The following is a 14,221-nucleotide window of genomic DNA, read 5'->3' on the forward strand; positions in this document are numbered from 1 at the left end:
CAGGCCGAAGCGGCGGAAATCCAGGCAGACCGTTCAATTGCCGCCGCCGACACCGCCCAGGTGCTTGAAGGAAAGGTTCACGAAGAAGGCGTCTTCCTTGGTCACGTCGCGATCGTTGAAGAAGGAACGCTCGAAGCCGCCGCGGATTGCAAAGCACTCGTCCTCGTAGGTGATGCCGGCCTTCCAGGACAGGGAGTCGCCGCGCTCCAGGTCACGGCGGTGGGATCCGAAGACCGACCAGTAGCGGCTGAACTGGGAGTTCACCTGGACCCTCAGTTCTTCGCGCTGGTCGATCACTTCACCTCCGGAGACAAAGTCGTCGATGAAGGTGTAGGTCGCGTCGAAGTTCAGTGCCCGAGACCCGATTCTTCCGCTGATCTCGGAACGCTTCAGGGAGAAGGTGTCCTTGTCGGCCCGGAAGCGATAGGTCAGATCCAGGAACCTCCCGGGCTTCAGTTCGACCCGGCCGACGAAATCCGAAAACTGGTCGTCGATGCCGGAGTCGGCCGGGAAGAGGCTGTCCTGGTCGACGTCCATGAAGCGGTAGCTTTGGCCGAAGAAAGCTGTGCTGTAAGCGCCGTCGTCGCCCATGATGCTCCACTTTAGGCCGTAGTCGATGCGCGGCCCCGGGTCGACCCTGTCCGAGCCGGGAAAGCGGTTCAGGCTGAACAGGTTGGTGTCGTCGAACTCGAAGTCGACGCTGTCCTCGTCGGGAATCCTGCGCGGGTTCAGCCCCTCCGGCGCGACGACCACCTGGGCGATGGGCTCGACGATCTGGCTGAAGCCGGGATTGCTCTGGACGAAGGGATAGCGCCAACCCAGCGCCAGCCTCGGGACGACCCGCCCCGTGAAGTAGTCCTTGGTCTGTCCGTCCGGGTTGACATCCTCGGTGTTCGGATCGTTCTGGTTGATCCAATAGCCGTCGGCGGTAACCAAGGCGGTGATCTCGTAGCGGTCGCCCAGTGGCCCGGTGAAGGGAAGGTGCCATCCCCCCTCCATGGACAGTCGATTGCTGTCGCGCCCTCCGGTGCGGGTCAGGACCACCAGATCCGTGTCGAGGCTGAAGGTACTGTCCCAGAACGTCGGCTGGCTCAGGAAGCTGTAGTTGATCAGGGGGCTGATGATCGGAGTCTCGCCCTGGTCGTCTTCTTCCTGCAGGCCCTGATAGAGGAAGTTCTCGATGGAGAGGTAGTTGCGGCCGCGGAAGCCCTCCGCAAAGAGGCGGCTCGTCAGGTCGCCCGCTTCCGAGAACTTGTAGACGCGAAGATAGGTATCGTCGGTGGCCCTATTGGCATCGAACCCGACCCGCCAGGTGTCGTCGATGTCGAAGCGCCCCGTGGCGTCGACGTGGCCGCGGAAGACGTCCCGGTCGACATCGTTGGTTTTCTGCTCGCGGTCGGCCACGGTGCCGCTGCCGGTGAACTCCAGGTTGCCGAAGCGAAAGGCCTCGCGATAGGTACCAACGAAGACAGCACTTTCCTTGGAGGTGAGGATCGGCGAGATCGTCAGGTCGCGGTCCGGCGCGATGTTCCAGAAGAAGGGGACCTGGGCGGTGATGCCGAGCCGTCCGGAGCTTCCGATGGTCGGTGCCAGAAAACCGGTCTTCCGCTTCACGGTCGGGTCCGGATGCTGGAAATACGGGGTGTAGGCCACCGGGACGCCGAACATCTCCAGCCAGGCGTCGTGGTAACGGATCGACTTGTCCTCCTGATCGTGGATCACCCGCTGCGCCTTGAGCTGCCACAGCGGTGGCCGAGTCGGGTCTTCCCGGCAGAGCTCGCAGGGGCTGAACACGCCTTTGTTGACCTCGGTGAAGTTGCCCGCGGTCCGCTGACCGTTGGCGCCGGCCAGACGCGAGCGATCGGTCATCAGGATCCGGATGTCACGAATGAAGGCCTCGCGCAGGTCGCCGGTGACCTCGGCGAACTCGGCGAAGATGATCTCGCCGCTCGGCTCTACGAGGCGCACGTTGCCGGAGGCCGTGACCACCTCGCTGCGCATGTTGTAGCTGATCGCATCGGCCTGAAGGACGCGATCACCTTGCGTGATCTCGACCTCGCCCTTTGCCGTGACGATTCCGAGGTCCTCGTCGAAATTGATCTCTTCGGCCTGGATCAGGGCCGGTACATTCGAGGACGGCAGACCCTGTGCCTGGGCGGGACAAGCGGCTGCGCCGAGGAACGCTGCGAGACCGACTTGCTGTAGGCGTCTCCACATGGGCGGAGCTAAACCGCACTCACTGTCGAGAGCATGCGTCCCCCCTTTGCGCTCCTTGGGCGGTTGCGGTCCGGCAGCCGGTCTCAGACCCGCCTTCGGTTGGCCGGAAAGACAAACGATATCGCTCAGAAGTGCAAGCACAAACGACTGGCAATCAACGGAAATTCCAAGAAGGTCACAACTTGTCGCTTGATCTCGGCGGCATTGACACCAATGGGGCTCAAACGCTATCGCAATAGCCATAGGCCGTGACTCCCCCGTGCCTTGCGCCGCGGTCCGCAGCGACATCTCAAGAGGATCCCAATGAAAGTCACTTTTGCCGCCGTCACCCTGCCGAAATCGGGCGCCTTGGCCGTTCCCATCCAGGAAGGCTGCAAGCTGCTTCCGACGGCCGCGCAGCTGGACAAGAGGACCGGCGGCGCCCTGAGCCGGGCCATGTCGGGCAGCCGATTCGATGGCAAGTCAGGGGAGATCCTCGAGGTTCTGGCGCCCGCAGGGATCGACAACGGCCGGATCCTGCTCTATGGCCTGGGAGACCCAAAGAAGCTGGTCGACCGCGACCTGCAGGACGCCGGCGGCAGCCTGGCGGCGAAGCTGAACGCGGTCGGCGAAAAGGCCGCGGCGGTCGTCGTCGAGGCCCCGGGCCGCAGCAAGGGCGCCTGGGCCGCCAACCTTGGCTATGGCGCGTTGCTCGCCTCCTACCGCTTCGACAAGTACAAGACCAAGGAGCCGGCGAGCAAGAAGCTGAGCCTCGCGAAGCTCGCGGTCCTGACCGCCGAGGCCACCGACGCCCGCAAGCTGTTCCGCGATCTGGAGGAGATTGCCGCCGGGGTTTTCCTGACCCGCGATCTGGTGTCGGAGCCGGCCAACGTGCTCTATCCGGCCGAGCTGGCAGCGCGCGCCAAGGCGCTCACCAAGCTGGGGGTCAAGGTGCAGGTGCTGGGCGAGGCGCAGATGCAGAAGCTGGGCATGGGCGCCCTGCTCGGCGTCGGCCAAGGCTCGGCGCGGGAGTCCCAGATGCTGGTCCTGCGCTGGGACGGCGCACCCAAGGCCAAGGACAAGCGGCCCGTCGCCTTCGTCGGCAAGGGCGTCTGCTTCGACACCGGCGGCATTTCGATCAAGCCCTCGGCCGGCATGGAGGACATGAAGTGGGACATGGGCGGCGCCGGCGTCGTGGTCGGCCTGATGCGCGCCCTGGCCGGCCGCAAGGCCCGGGTCAACGCGGTCGGCATCTGCGGCCTGGTCGAGAACATGCCCTCGGGCAAGGCGCAGCGCCCGGGCGACATCGTCACCACGGCCTCCGGGCAGACCGTCGAGGTCCTGAACACCGATGCCGAAGGCCGGCTCGTGCTGGCCGACGCCCTCTGGTACGTGCAGGACAAGTTCAAGCCGCGCGCGATCGTCGACCTGGCGACCCTGACCGGCGCGATCATCGTCGCCCTGGGCAGCGTCCACGCCGGGATGTTCTCCAACGACGACACGCTCTCGGACCAGCTGGCGACCGCCGGCAAGGAGGTCGGCGAGCTGGTCTGGCGCCTGCCCTTGGCAAAGGACTACGACAAGGCGATCGACACCGAGGCCGCCGACATGAAGAACATCGGAAACCGCGAGGCCGGCTCGATCACCGCGGCCCAGTTCCTGCAGCGCTTCGTCGACAAGGACCTGCCCTGGGCGCATCTGGACATCGCCGGGGTCACCTGGTCGAAGAAGGGCAAGCCGACCGCGCCCAAGGGCGGCACCGGCTTCGGCGTCCGCCTGCTCGACCGCCTGGTCGCGGCCCACTACGAAGGCTGAGGGCGACGTCGGAGGGGAAGACCCGGGCGCCATGACCGAGGTGCGCTTCTACCACCTGACCCGGACGCGGCTGGAGAACGCCCTGCCGCAGATGCTTGAGAAGACCCTGTCCCGGGGCCAGCGCGCGGTCGTGCGGGCCGGCTCGGAGGAGCGGGTCGAGGCCCTCAATAGCTGGCTCTGGACCTACGGCGACCGGAGCTTCCTGCCGCACGGCTCGGCCAAGGACGGCTATGCAGCCGAGCAGCCGGTCTGGCTGACCGTGGCCGAGGAGAACCCCAACGGCGCGCAGGTCCTCTTCCTGACCGACGGCACCGCCTCGACCCGGCTCGAAGACTTCGAGCTCTGCGCCGACCTCTTCGACGGCAACGACGAGACCGCAGTCACCGCCGCCCGCGCCCGCTGGACCGCCTGCAAGGAGGCCGGCCACGCCGTCACCTACTGGCGCCAGACCGAACGCGGCGGCTGGGAGCAGGCGGGCTAACGCCGCCGCCAGGGCTTGAGGCCGCCAGGCAGGCTGAGCTGGGCCTCGCGGTAGATGATGTAGATTCCGCTGGCGATCACGACGGCGACGCCGAGCCAGATGTTCTGTGCCGGCAGCTCGCCCCACACCAGAAACCCGAAGAGCACCGCCCAGACCATCGCCGTGTAGTCGAAGGGCGCCAAGATGGAGGCCTCGGTGCGGCGGTAGGCCGCGGTGAGGACCAGCTGCCCGGTCCCGCCGAGGACGCCGACCATGGCGAGCAGCAGCAAGTCGGCCAGGTCCGGCGTCACCCAGTAGAAGGGCACCACCAACCCGGTCACCAGGGTCGAGATGATCGTGTAGTAGAGCACGATGGTGATGTTGCTCTCGGTCCGGGTCAGCTTGCGCACCTGGATCACCATCAGCGCGAGGAAGAGGGCGGCCGCCAGGGGTAGCAGCGCAGCCGGCTGGAAGACCCCGACCCCGGGCTGGACCATGACCAGGACGCCGATGAAGCCGACCCCGACCGCGGTCCAGCGCCGCGCCCGCACGACCTCGCCGAGCAGGGGCTGGGAGAGCGCGGTGACGAAGAGCGGGGCGGCGAAGGTGATCGCGGTCGCGTCGGCGAGCGGCAGCAGCGCGAGCGACCAGAAAAAGCAGCCCAGGGCGGAGAGGCCGAAGACGCTGCGCAGTGCATGGCTGCCCAGCCGCCGGGTGTGCAGTGCCCCGGCCCAGCCGCTGCGCAGGACCAGAGGCGCGAGCGGCAGGAAGGCGAAGACGCTGCGGAAGAACATGAGCTGGATGGTCGAGTAGTCCGCGCTCAGCCACTTGACCACTGCATCCATCGCCGACAGCAGGGCCATGGCCAGGGCGATCAGCCCGATGCCCTCCAGGGTCTCGAGCCGCGCCGCCGACCCGGCGGCGGCCGGGGCCTTGTTATCCTGCCGGGTCGTGGTCATCTGCCGGATCGCCTCGCCGCGTCGTTCCGAGCCAAGCTAGCGGCTTCGGCGACGCGGCTGCAGTGCCGATTGCGCAGGCCAGCTGCGGTCGCGCCGCAGGGCTCGTCGGTTTCAGGCGGTGCCCTCGGCGTTGGCGCTCTCCAGGGCCGCCTGGGCCTCGAGCCAGGCCTCCTCCTCGCGGGCGACCGCGGCGGCGACCTGGCCGTGCCGGGTCTGCAGGTCGACGACCTCGGCCTTGGCGCCGTCGTAGAGCCCCGGGTCGGCGAGGCGCCGCTCCAGGGCCCGCTTCTCCGCCTGCAGGCGGGTGAGCCGCTCCTCGGCCTGGCGCACGGCCTTGCGCAGGTGGGACAGGGAGGCGCGGCTCTGGGCGGCGCGCTGGCGCTTCTCCTTCTTGGAGGCGCGGGCGTCGGGGCGCTGCGCCACCTGCCTCGCCTCGGTCCGCTCGCGGCGACGCTGGGCGGCGATCAGCGCGCGGTAGCTGTCCAGGTCGTCGTCGAAGACCTCGATCCGGCCGTCGCGGACCAGCCAGAGCCGGTCGGCGACCAGTTCGATCAGGTGCGGGTCGTGGGTGACCAGCACGATGGCGCCCGGGAAGTCGTTCAGCGCCTGGACCAGGGCCTCGCGGGCGTCGATGTCCAGGTGGTTGGTCGGCTCGTCCAGCAGCAGGAGCTGCGGCGCGGCGCAGGTCATCAGGGCGAAGAGCAGGCGCGCCTTTTCGCCGCCGGAAAGCTCGCCAGCGGCGGTCTCGGCCTTGTCGCCCGAGAGGCCGAAGGCGCCCAGGTGGCCGCGCAGGCGGGTCTCGTTGTCCTTGGGCCGAAGCTCGGCTAGGTGGGCCAGGGCGCTGCGGTCGTAGGACAGGGCCTCGGCCTGGTCCTGGGCGAAGTAGCCGTGACGCAGCTTGCTCGAGCGCACGACCTCGCCGGCCTCCGGGGCGAGCTCGCGGGCGAGCAGGCGCATGAAGGTCGACTTGCCGTTGCCGTTGGCGCCGAGCAGGGCGATCCGGTCGTCGCTGTCGATCCGCAGCTTCAGGCCCTTGAGGACCGGCTGCCCGGGGGCATAGCCGACGGCGACCTCGTGCAGGGCGACCAGAGGCGGGGGCAGGGGCTCCGGCTCGGGGAAGGCAAAGCTCGGCACCTGCGCCTCGACGACCGCGGCGATCGGCTGCATGCGCGCCAGGGCCTTGAGACGCGACTGCGCTTGGCGGGCCTTGGAGGCCTTGTAGCGGAAGCGGTCGACGAAGGCCTGGATGTGCCGGCGCTGCGCCTCCTGGCGGGCGTTGAGGGCGGCGACCCGGGCCAGGCGCGCGCGCCGGGTCTCCTCGAAGCGGTTGTAGTTGCCGCTGTAGAGGGTGAGCCGGCGGCCCTCGAGGTGGACGATCTTCTCGGCCACCGCGTTCAGCAGGTCGCGGTCGTGGGAAACCAGGATCAGGGTCCCGGGATAGGTCCTGAGATAGCCTTCCAACCAGAGCGCGGCTTCCAGGTCCAGGTGGTTGGTCGGCTCGTCGAGCAGCAGCAGGTCCGGTTCCGAGAACAGCAGGGCGGCCAGGGCGACCCGCATGCGCCAGCCGCCGGAGAGCGAGTCCACCGGCCGCTGCTGGGCGTCCTCGTCGAAGCCGAGGCCGGCCAGGATCTTGGCCGCGCGGGCCGGAGCGCTCTCCGCACGGATCGCGGCCAGGCGTTCGTGGATCTCGGCAAGCTGCTCGGGCGGCGCCTGCTCGACCGCCGCCAGCAGGGCCCTGCGCTCCTCGTCCGCGGCCAGCACCGTGTCGATCAGGCTCGCGCTGCCGCTCGGCGCTTCCTGCGCGACCTTGCCGACGGTCAGGCCGCGCTGGACGCCGACCTCGCCCTGGTCCGGCTGCAGCGCGCCCGACAGCAGGTTGAGGAGGGTCGACTTCCCGCTGCCGTTGCGGCCGACCAGGCCGACCCGCCATCCGGCCTCGAGGCTGAGGTCGGCGTCCTCGAAAAGCGGTCGCCCGGCCACCCGGTAGCTCAGCTTTCGGATCTGGATCATGGCCGGCTAGATAGCAGACCTGCGCCCACGCCGAAACCCGCCGGAATCCCGCGGAACCTGGCGGATCTGGGGGGCTTTCCGGGATTGTCGCGGGGTGGCAAAGCCGCTATAAGCCGCGCGTCGATCAATCGGCCCGCGGGAGTACGAGGGAGAATGGCTGTGGAGCGGACCCTGTCCATCATCAAGCCGGACGCGACGCGTCGCAACATCACCGGCAAGATCAACGCGCGTCTGGAAGAGGCGGGCCTGCGCATCGTCGCCCAGAAGCGCATCCAGCTCAGCCGGGACCAGGCCGAGGCCTTCTACGAGGTGCACAAGGAGCGGCCCTTCTACGGCAGCCTCTGCGACTTCATGACCTCGGGTCCGGTGGTGGTCCAGGTTCTGGAAGGCGATCAGGCGGTCGAGCGCAACCGCGAGGTCATGGGCGCCACCAACCCCGCCGATGCGGCGGCCGGCACGATCCGTGCCGACTTCGCCGAGTCGATCGAGGCCAACTCGGTCCACGGCTCAGACTCCGCGGACAACGCGGCGCGGGAGATCGCGTTTTTCTTCAAGGACGACGAAATCGTCGGCTGAACCGGGGCGCGGCGGCCCGGAAGCGGGCTAGACCAGGAAGATACCCATCAGAATCAGGATGACCGCGATGACCGCGGAGCTCACGGCCATGAGCTTGACGAAACCGCTCCATGTCTTCTGATGCTCGCGCAGCATCTCGTCCTGTTCGGCCATGACACGTTCCCCTGAATTCTTGTCTCGCGCTCGCGGCGCGGAGACTTGATACCGAGACTTCCCCCGGGCCGCAAGAGACTAACCCGGGCGCTTTTGATCGGGATTCATGATCATGCCGCCGCTGTCCACGGGACCCCGGATCACCGCCCGGCCGGCCTCGATCCGGACCCGGTCCTCGGCCAGCAGGCGCAGGCACAGCGGGTAGAGTCGGTGCTCGGCCGCGAGCACCCGCGCGGCCAGGTCCGCCTCGCCGTCACCCGGCAGCACCGGAACCGCGGCCTGGCCGATGATCGGGCCCTCGTCGACATCGGCGCTGACCAAGTGGACCGTGCAACCGTGCAGCTTGACCCCGGCGGCCAGCGCCCGGGCGTGGGTGTCCAGGCCGGGAAAGGCCGGCAGCAGGGATGGATGGATGTTGACCAGCCGGCCCTGCCAGCGGTCGACGAAGGCGGCGGTCAGGACGCGCATGAAGCCGGCCAGGCAGACCAGCTCGGCGCCGGCCTCGGCCAACGCCGCGGTCAGAGCCGCTTCGAAGTCGACCCTCGTGGGATGATCGCGGTGCGGGATCACCCGGGTGGCGATCCCGGCCGTCTCGGCCCGCGCGAGGCCCTTGGCATCCGGCCGGTTGGAGAGGACCAGGACGATCTCGGCCGGGTAGTCCGGCGCCGCGGCGGCGTCGATCAGGGCCTGCAGGTTGCTGCCCCGACCTGAGATCAGGATCGCCGTCCGGCGACGCCTGCCGTCGGGGGACATCAGTCGAAACGGACCCGCTGCGGCCAATCCTCGGCCCCGGCGATCTCGCCGATCCGGTGGACCGTCTCGCCGCCGGCGGTGAGGCGCCCGGCGACCGCCTCGGCGTCCTCCCGGGCCGTGACCACCGCCATGCCGATGCCGCAATTGAATGTTCTGAACATTTCGTCCGGCTCGACCTCGCCGGGGCCGGCGAGCCAGTCGAAGACCGCGGGCTGCGGCCAGTCGGCCCTGAGGGCCGCGCCCAGGCCGGCGGGCAGGACCCGCGGCAGGTTCTCGACCAGGCCGCCGCCGGTGATGTGGGCCAGGGCCTTGACGCCCCCCTGGATGCCCCTTTGGCCAGTGGGGCCGCGCAGGGCCTCGAGGCAGGCGCGCACGTAGATCCGGGTCGGGGCCAGCAAGGCCTCGCCGAGCGTTTGCCCGGGCGCGAAGGGGGCCGGGTCGTCGTAGCTCAGGCCCCGGCTGTCGACCAGCCTGCGGACCAGGGAGAAGCCGTTCGAATGCAGCCCGCTCGACGCCAGCCCCAGGATCACGTCGCCGGCCCCGATCCCGGCGCCGGTCAGGGCTTGGCCGCGCTCGACGGCGCCGACCGCGAAGCCGGCCAGGTCGTAGTCCCCGGGCGCATAGTGGCCTGGCATCTCCGCGGTCTCGCCGCCGATCAGGGCGCAGCCGGCCTGGCGGCAGCCCTCGGCAATGCCGGCGATCACCGCCTCGGCCACGGCCAGGTCCAGCCGACCGCTGGCGTAGTAGTCGAGGAAGAACAGGGGCTCGGCGCCCTGCACCACCAGGTCGTTGACGCACATGGCGACCAGGTCGATGCCGATGGTCTCGTGGCGCCCGACGGCGGCCGCGATCCTCAACTTGGTCCCGACGCCGTCGGTCGCGGCGACCAGGATCGGGTCCTTGTAGCCGGCGCCCTTCGGATCGAAGAAGGCGCCGAAGCCGCCCAGGGCGGACCCCGGGCCGACCATGCTGCCCGGCCGCTCGGTGCTGGCGGCCAGGGGCTTGATCGCCTCGACCAAGGCCTCGCCCGCCTCGATGTCGACGCCGGCGGCCTTGTAGGTCTGCCTGGATATGGCTTTGTCCTCCAAGTTGGAGTATTACAGGGCCCGTCGAGCCGGGACCGGCGACACCTTTGGATCCGGAAAGCCCTGTAATGCAGATTCGCCGCGCTTTGGCAAGCATCGTCCTGACGACCGTCCTGGCCCTGCCGGCGGCGGCCGAGGACATCTTCACGGTCAAGAACATCCGCGTCGACGCGACGGCCGGGAATGCTGCCGAGGCGCGCAAGGCGGCGCTGGCCAGCGGCCACCTGCAGGCCATGCAGCGACTGCTGTCGCGCCTGGTCTTGAGGGAGGACCTGGGCCTGCTGCCGCCGCTCTCCGCGGACCAGGTCGTCGAGCTGGTCTACAACTTCGGGGTCGACGACGAGCGGACCTCCTCGGTCCGCTACCTCGCGCGCCTGACCTTCCAGTTCAACCCGGCCTCGGTCCGGGACTACCTACGCGCCCGCGGCGTCCGCTTCGCCGACGCCCGCGGGCGTCCCGTCCTGCTGCTGCCGGTTTTCGGGGCCGCAAACCAGGCCGTGCTCTGGGAGGATCCGAATCCCTGGCGCAACGCCTGGGCTGCCCGGGACAACCGCAGCGGCCTGGTGCCGATCCTGGTGCCGCTCGGCGATCTGGCCGACATCTCCAGCGCGACCTCGCGCGACGCCCTCAATCCGAACAACCCGCGCCTTCAGCCCCTGGCCGAGCGCTACGGGGCCACGGAGGTCGTCACCAGCCAGGCGGTGCTGGCGGGCGACCCTGCGGCGGGCGGCGCCAGCCTGCAGATCATCACGGCGCGCTCCGGCGCGACCCCGCAGGAGCGGACCCGGATCCTGACCCTGCCGCAGAACCAGGGCGAATCCTTCCAACAGCTCCTCGCACGGGCGGCCGAGACGGTCGCCGTCGAGATCAACGAGTCCTGGAAGCGCACCAGCCGGCTACGCTTCGAGAGCGAGGGCGAGCTCCTGGTCCGGGTGCCGATCGGCGACCTCAAGGCCTGGCTCGAGGTCAAGCGCCGGCTCGAAAAGGTGCCTGCCGTCGAGAAGGCGACCCTGATCTACCTGACCACCGAAAGCGCTCAGCTCCAGCTGAGCTATTTCGGTGACGTCGACCAGCTGGCGCAGTCCCTGGCGCAGAACAACCTGCAGCTGACCAACGGCGAGGACGGTGCTCCGCAGCTCGTTCTCGCTCCCTGAGCCATGGACTCCTAAAGGGGGGCGGGGTCCGAACAGGCATTCCAGCCGCGCCTTGCCGGCCGGGTCCCGGTGAAATCGACGTGACGCCATCGACGCTGCTAGCGCTCCTGCCGAACCTAATCACGCTCGCCCGCCTGCTTGCGGTGCCGCTGATGATCTTCGTCCTGCTGGAGGGGGCCTTCGTCTTTGCCTTCTGGCTGTTCCTGGCGGCCGGGATCTCGGATGCCCTGGACGGGCTGATCGCCAAGCAGTTCGGCGCCGTGACCGAGATCGGCGCCTATCTCGATCCAATCGCCGACAAGGCCCTGCTGGTTTCGGTATACGTGACCCTCGGTCACCTGGGCTCCATCGAGCCCTGGCTGGTGATCCTGATCGTGTCGCGGGACCTGATGATCGTCGGCGGCGCGATCCTCTTCCAGACCCTGACCCAGTCGCTCAAGATGGAGCCCCTGTGGATCAGCAAGGCCAACACCGCCTTCCAGATCGTCCTGGCGCTCGTGGTCCTGGGAAAGTCCGGCTTCGGGATCACGCAGCCCTGGGTGACTGAGACGTTGACCTGGGTGGTGGCCGCGACGACGATCCTTTCCGGCGGCGCCTACATCTACAAGTGGGGCCTGCGGGCGCTGGATTTGGAGGGGGACCTTTGACCATCGGGCGGGAACTGCGCTTCTGGCTGATCGGCCTGGTGGTCTTCTTCCTGGCGCTCTACCTCTTCCGCAGCGTGCTGCTGCCCTTCGTGGCGGGCATGGCGGTGGCCTACTTCCTGGACCCGGTCTGCGACCGGCTCGAGGCCTACAAGCTGAGCCGCACCCTGGCGGTCAGCATCGTGTCGCTGGTCTTCGCTCTGCTGGTGGTTGCGGTGCTGCTGCTGCTGGTGCCGCTGATCGTCAATCAGGTCGTGGACTTGGCCGAGTGGCTGCCCGGCTACCTCGGCAACCTCCGCGATTATCTCACCGAGGTGATCCTCCGGCTGCAGGACCGGATCGATCCGGCCCTGGCCGACAAGCTGCGCGAGTCCATAAGCCAGTCGGCCGGCACCGCGGTGCGCTGGATCACCGACTTCCTCGGCGGCTTCCTGCGCGCCAGCTTCGACTTCGCGAACTTCCTGTCGCTGCTGGTGATCACGCCGATCGTCGCCTTTTACCTGATGCGTGACTGGGACCGGCTGGTGCAGCAGGTCGACGACTGGCTGCCCCGGGAACACGCCGGAGAGATCCGCGCCGAGCTGCGCCGGGTCGACGAGACCCTGGCCGGCTTCCTGCGCGGCCAGGCCTCGGTCTGCCTGCTGTTGGGGCTGTTCTACAGCATCGGCCTGAGCCTGGCCGGCCTGAACTTCGGCCTGATCATCGGCCTGATCGCCGGCCTGCTGTCCTTCATCCCCTACGTCGGCTCGATCGTCGGCCTCGGCCTTTCGGTCGGTCTGGCCTTCGCGCAGTTCGACGAGTGGTACAAGATCGGCATCGTGGCCGTGATCTTCGTGATCGGGCAGGTCGTCGAAGGCAACTTCCTGACCCCGAAACTGGTCGGCGAGCGGGTCGGCCTGCATCCGGTCTGGGTGATCTTCGCCCTGCTCGCCGGCGGGGCGCTCTTCGGTTTCCTCGGGATCCTGCTGGCGGTGCCGGTCGCCGCCGTGATCGGCGTGCTGGTGCGCTTCTTCCTGCGCCGTTATCTGGAGAGCGGCTACTACCAGGGCCGCCCGGATGCCGCGGTCGCCGAAGGCGGCGAGGCGGCGCCGGACTGATGGCGGCGCTCCGGCAGCTGACCCTCGACCTGCCGCAGCGCCCGGCCCTGGGGCGCGAGGATTTCGTGGTCACGCCCTGCAACGAGACGGCCGTGGCCTGGATCGACCGCTGGCCCGATTGGCCGCAGCCGGTCCTGGCGGTTCACGGTCCGCCGGGGGCGGGCAAGAGCCATCTGGCACAGGTCTGGCGCCGGGCGAGCGGGGCCCAGGAGGTCAGCCCCGCGGCCTTCGAGACCGGTGAGCCGCCCGAGCTGGCGGGCGACGGCAAGGCCGTGCTGATCGAGGACGTCGACCGCCTGCTGGCGGCCGGGGAGCGGGCCCGGGAGGAGCGGCTGCTGCATCTCTACAACCTGGTCGTCGAGGCGCGGGGTTGGCTGCTGCTGACCGCCGCGTCGGCGCCGGCACGCTGGCCCTGCGGCCTGCCCGACCTCCGGTCCCGCCTGACCGCCGCCCACGCCGTGGCCCTGGGCGCACCCGACGACCGGCTGATCGAGGCGCTGCTGATCAAGCTCTTCTCGGACCGCCAGCTCAGGGTTTCGGCGCCGGTGGTCAAATATCTCCTCCCGCGGGTCGAGCGCTCCTTCTCCGCCCTGCGCGCGCTGGTCGAGGCGATCGACCAGTCGGCGCTCTCGAACCACCGCGACATCTCCGTATCGCTGGCCCAACGGGCGCTGGAGGGGATGGGGTCGGAAACGGAGACCGAAGCCGGGGAGCAAAGCCCTGGATCTCGGGACCGACTGTAAGGCGACGCTGTACGACGACGCCTTTCCGGGCGCCGTCGGCCGGCTACTCCAGGTCCCGGGCGACCACGAAACGCTGCAGCTCGCCGCCGCCGGCGGCAACCCCGGCCCAGGCCTCGGCCGCGAAGCCCAGGACGGCAAGGGTCGCGGTCGGGAACTTCTCCCGCATCCGGGCCCGCAGCTTGGCGTCGCCCCCGCCCGCCAAGTGCGCCGCCAGGTTCTCCATGCCCGGGTTGTGGCCGACCATCATCAATCGCTCGACCTTCTTGGGCTGGCGCTGAACGGTGGCGAGCAGCCGGCTTGGCGGTGCCAGATAGAGGCTGCGCAGGAACTTGATCGGGACCTCGGCTTTGAGTTCGGCCGAGACCAATTCCCAGGTCTGCCTTGCCCGCAGCGCCGAGGAACAGAGGACCAGGTCCGGAATCAGGCCTTGCTTGCGCAGGTGACGGCCGATCAGAGGCGCGGCCCGGCGGCCGCGCTTGTTCAAGGGCCGGTCGAAGTCGGCCAGGGCGGGATCGCTCCAGTCCGACTTGGCATGGCGCAGAAGCATGAGGGTCGGCATTGTCTCTAGGATCCTCC

General features: G+C 68.9%; 14 protein-coding genes. 7 read left to right on the forward strand and 7 right to left on the reverse strand.

Going from position 1 to position 14,221, the window contains the following annotated elements:
• Window positions 1-33 precede the first annotated feature (33 nt).
• Window positions 34-2,217: an LPS assembly protein LptD gene (gene lptD / locus QNJ30_05745; protein MDJ0942943.1), complete on the reverse strand. Its 2,184-nt coding sequence runs from the start codon at window positions 2,215-2,217 to the stop codon at window positions 34-36.
• 303 nt (window positions 2,218-2,520) lie between these two features.
• Here lptD and QNJ30_05750 point away from each other — a divergent pair, with 303 nt between their 5' ends.
• Together QNJ30_05750 and QNJ30_05755 are read left to right on the forward strand one after the other, a co-directional pair.
• Complete coding sequence (locus QNJ30_05750; GenBank protein MDJ0942944.1) at window positions 2,521-4,011, forward strand: leucyl aminopeptidase; 1,491 nt, start codon at window positions 2,521-2,523, stop codon at window positions 4,009-4,011.
• A 31-nt stretch (window positions 4,012-4,042) separates the two neighbouring features.
• The gene (locus QNJ30_05755; protein MDJ0942945.1) at window positions 4,043-4,492 is read left to right on the forward strand and encodes a DNA polymerase III subunit chi; all 450 of its coding nucleotides are present in this window, start codon (window positions 4,043-4,045) and stop codon (window positions 4,490-4,492) included.
• Here QNJ30_05755 and QNJ30_05760 read toward each other — a convergent pair.
• Entirely contained in the window at window positions 4,489-5,430 is a 942-nt protein-coding gene (locus QNJ30_05760) for a DMT family transporter (protein ID MDJ0942946.1), read from the reverse strand. The two genes, QNJ30_05755 and QNJ30_05760, sit on opposite strands and share 4 nt — an antisense overlap.
• 111 nt (window positions 5,431-5,541) lie before the next feature.
• Window positions 5,542-7,440, reverse strand: a complete 1,899-nt coding sequence (locus QNJ30_05765; GenBank protein MDJ0942947.1) for an ABC-F family ATP-binding cassette domain-containing protein — start codon at window positions 7,438-7,440, stop codon at window positions 5,542-5,544.
• A gap of 153 nt (window positions 7,441-7,593) precedes the next feature.
• Between QNJ30_05765 and ndk the strand changes: the two genes are divergently transcribed.
• Window positions 7,594-8,016 carry a nucleoside-diphosphate kinase gene (gene ndk / locus QNJ30_05770; GenBank protein MDJ0942948.1) on the forward strand — a complete coding sequence of 141 codons (423 nt, stop codon included), beginning with the start codon at window positions 7,594-7,596 and terminating at the stop codon, window positions 8,014-8,016.
• A gap of 27 nt (window positions 8,017-8,043) precedes the next feature.
• On the opposite strand, the gene QNJ30_05775 is transcribed toward ndk, so the two are convergent.
• The 3 genes from QNJ30_05775 to purM all read right to left on the reverse strand — a co-directional run bounded on the left by QNJ30_05775 (window position 8,044) and on the right by purM (window position 10,010).
• Complete coding sequence (locus QNJ30_05775; GenBank protein ID MDJ0942949.1) at window positions 8,044-8,169, reverse strand: aa3-type cytochrome c oxidase subunit IV; 126 nt, start codon at window positions 8,167-8,169, stop codon at window positions 8,044-8,046.
• A 78-nt stretch (window positions 8,170-8,247) separates the two neighbouring features.
• Window positions 8,248-8,922, reverse strand: coding sequence for a phosphoribosylglycinamide formyltransferase (gene purN / locus QNJ30_05780; GenBank protein ID MDJ0942950.1), 675 nt, complete (start codon window positions 8,920-8,922; stop codon window positions 8,248-8,250).
• Window positions 8,922-10,010, reverse strand: coding sequence for a phosphoribosylformylglycinamidine cyclo-ligase (gene purM / locus QNJ30_05785; GenBank protein MDJ0942951.1), 1,089 nt, complete (start codon window positions 10,008-10,010; stop codon window positions 8,922-8,924). Before purM ends, purN begins: the two co-directional genes overlap by 1 nt.
• 65 nt (window positions 10,011-10,075) lie before the next feature.
• Here purM and QNJ30_05790 point away from each other — a divergent pair, with 65 nt between their 5' ends.
• From QNJ30_05790 to QNJ30_05805, 4 genes are all read left to right on the forward strand, one after another.
• On the forward strand, window positions 10,076-11,161 hold the full coding sequence (locus tag QNJ30_05790; GenBank protein MDJ0942952.1) for a DUF2066 domain-containing protein: 1,086 nt from the start codon (window positions 10,076-10,078) through the stop codon (window positions 11,159-11,161).
• 80 nt (window positions 11,162-11,241) lie between these two features.
• Entirely contained in the window at window positions 11,242-11,808 is a 567-nt protein-coding gene (locus tag QNJ30_05795) for a CDP-alcohol phosphatidyltransferase family protein (GenBank protein MDJ0942953.1), read from the forward strand.
• Complete coding sequence (locus QNJ30_05800; GenBank protein ID MDJ0942954.1) at window positions 11,805-12,902, forward strand: AI-2E family transporter; 1,098 nt, start codon at window positions 11,805-11,807, stop codon at window positions 12,900-12,902. The genes QNJ30_05795 and QNJ30_05800 overlap by 4 nt, the downstream gene beginning before the upstream one ends.
• Complete coding sequence (locus QNJ30_05805) at window positions 12,902-13,645, forward strand: DnaA/Hda family protein (GenBank protein ID MDJ0942955.1); 744 nt, start codon at window positions 12,902-12,904, stop codon at window positions 13,643-13,645. Before QNJ30_05800 ends, QNJ30_05805 begins: the two co-directional genes overlap by 1 nt.
• A gap of 43 nt (window positions 13,646-13,688) precedes the next feature.
• Here QNJ30_05805 and QNJ30_05810 read toward each other — a convergent pair whose 3' ends face one another.
• The gene (locus QNJ30_05810; GenBank protein ID MDJ0942956.1) at window positions 13,689-14,204 is read right to left on the reverse strand and encodes a histidine phosphatase family protein; all 516 of its coding nucleotides are present in this window, start codon (window positions 14,202-14,204) and stop codon (window positions 13,689-13,691) included.
• Window positions 14,205-14,221: the final 17 nt, after the last annotated feature.

This window comes from Kiloniellales bacterium (assembly GCA_030066685.1).
Lineage (GTDB): Bacteria > Pseudomonadota > Alphaproteobacteria > Kiloniellales > JAKSBE01 > JAKSBE01.

Bases quoted from the DNA above. Each gene is read 5' to 3' on its own strand.
- lptD (MDJ0942943.1), bottom strand. From the start codon at position 2,217: ATGTGGAGACGCCTACAGCAAGTCGGTCTCGCAGCGTTCCTCGGCGCA.
- QNJ30_05750 (MDJ0942944.1), top strand. From the start codon at position 2,521: ATGAAAGTCACTTTTGCCGCCGTCACCCTGCCGAAATCGGGCGCCTTG.
- QNJ30_05755 (MDJ0942945.1), top strand. From the start codon at position 4,043: ATGACCGAGGTGCGCTTCTACCACCTGACCCGGACGCGGCTGGAGAAC.
- QNJ30_05760 (MDJ0942946.1), bottom strand. From the start codon at position 5,430: ATGACCACGACCCGGCAGGATAACAAGGCCCCGGCCGCCGCCGGGTCG.
- QNJ30_05765 (MDJ0942947.1), bottom strand. From the start codon at position 7,440: ATGATCCAGATCCGAAAGCTGAGCTACCGGGTGGCCGGGCGACCGCTT.
- ndk (MDJ0942948.1), top strand. From the start codon at position 7,594: ATGGCTGTGGAGCGGACCCTGTCCATCATCAAGCCGGACGCGACGCGT.
- QNJ30_05775 (MDJ0942949.1), bottom strand. From the start codon at position 8,169: ATGGCCGAACAGGACGAGATGCTGCGCGAGCATCAGAAGACATGGAGC.
- purN (MDJ0942950.1), bottom strand. From the start codon at position 8,922: ATGTCCCCCGACGGCAGGCGTCGCCGGACGGCGATCCTGATCTCAGGT.
- QNJ30_05790 (MDJ0942952.1), top strand. From the start codon at position 10,076: ATGCAGATTCGCCGCGCTTTGGCAAGCATCGTCCTGACGACCGTCCTG.
- QNJ30_05805 (MDJ0942955.1), top strand. From the start codon at position 12,902: ATGGCGGCGCTCCGGCAGCTGACCCTCGACCTGCCGCAGCGCCCGGCC.
- QNJ30_05810 (MDJ0942956.1), bottom strand. From the start codon at position 14,204: ATGCCGACCCTCATGCTTCTGCGCCATGCCAAGTCGGACTGGAGCGAT.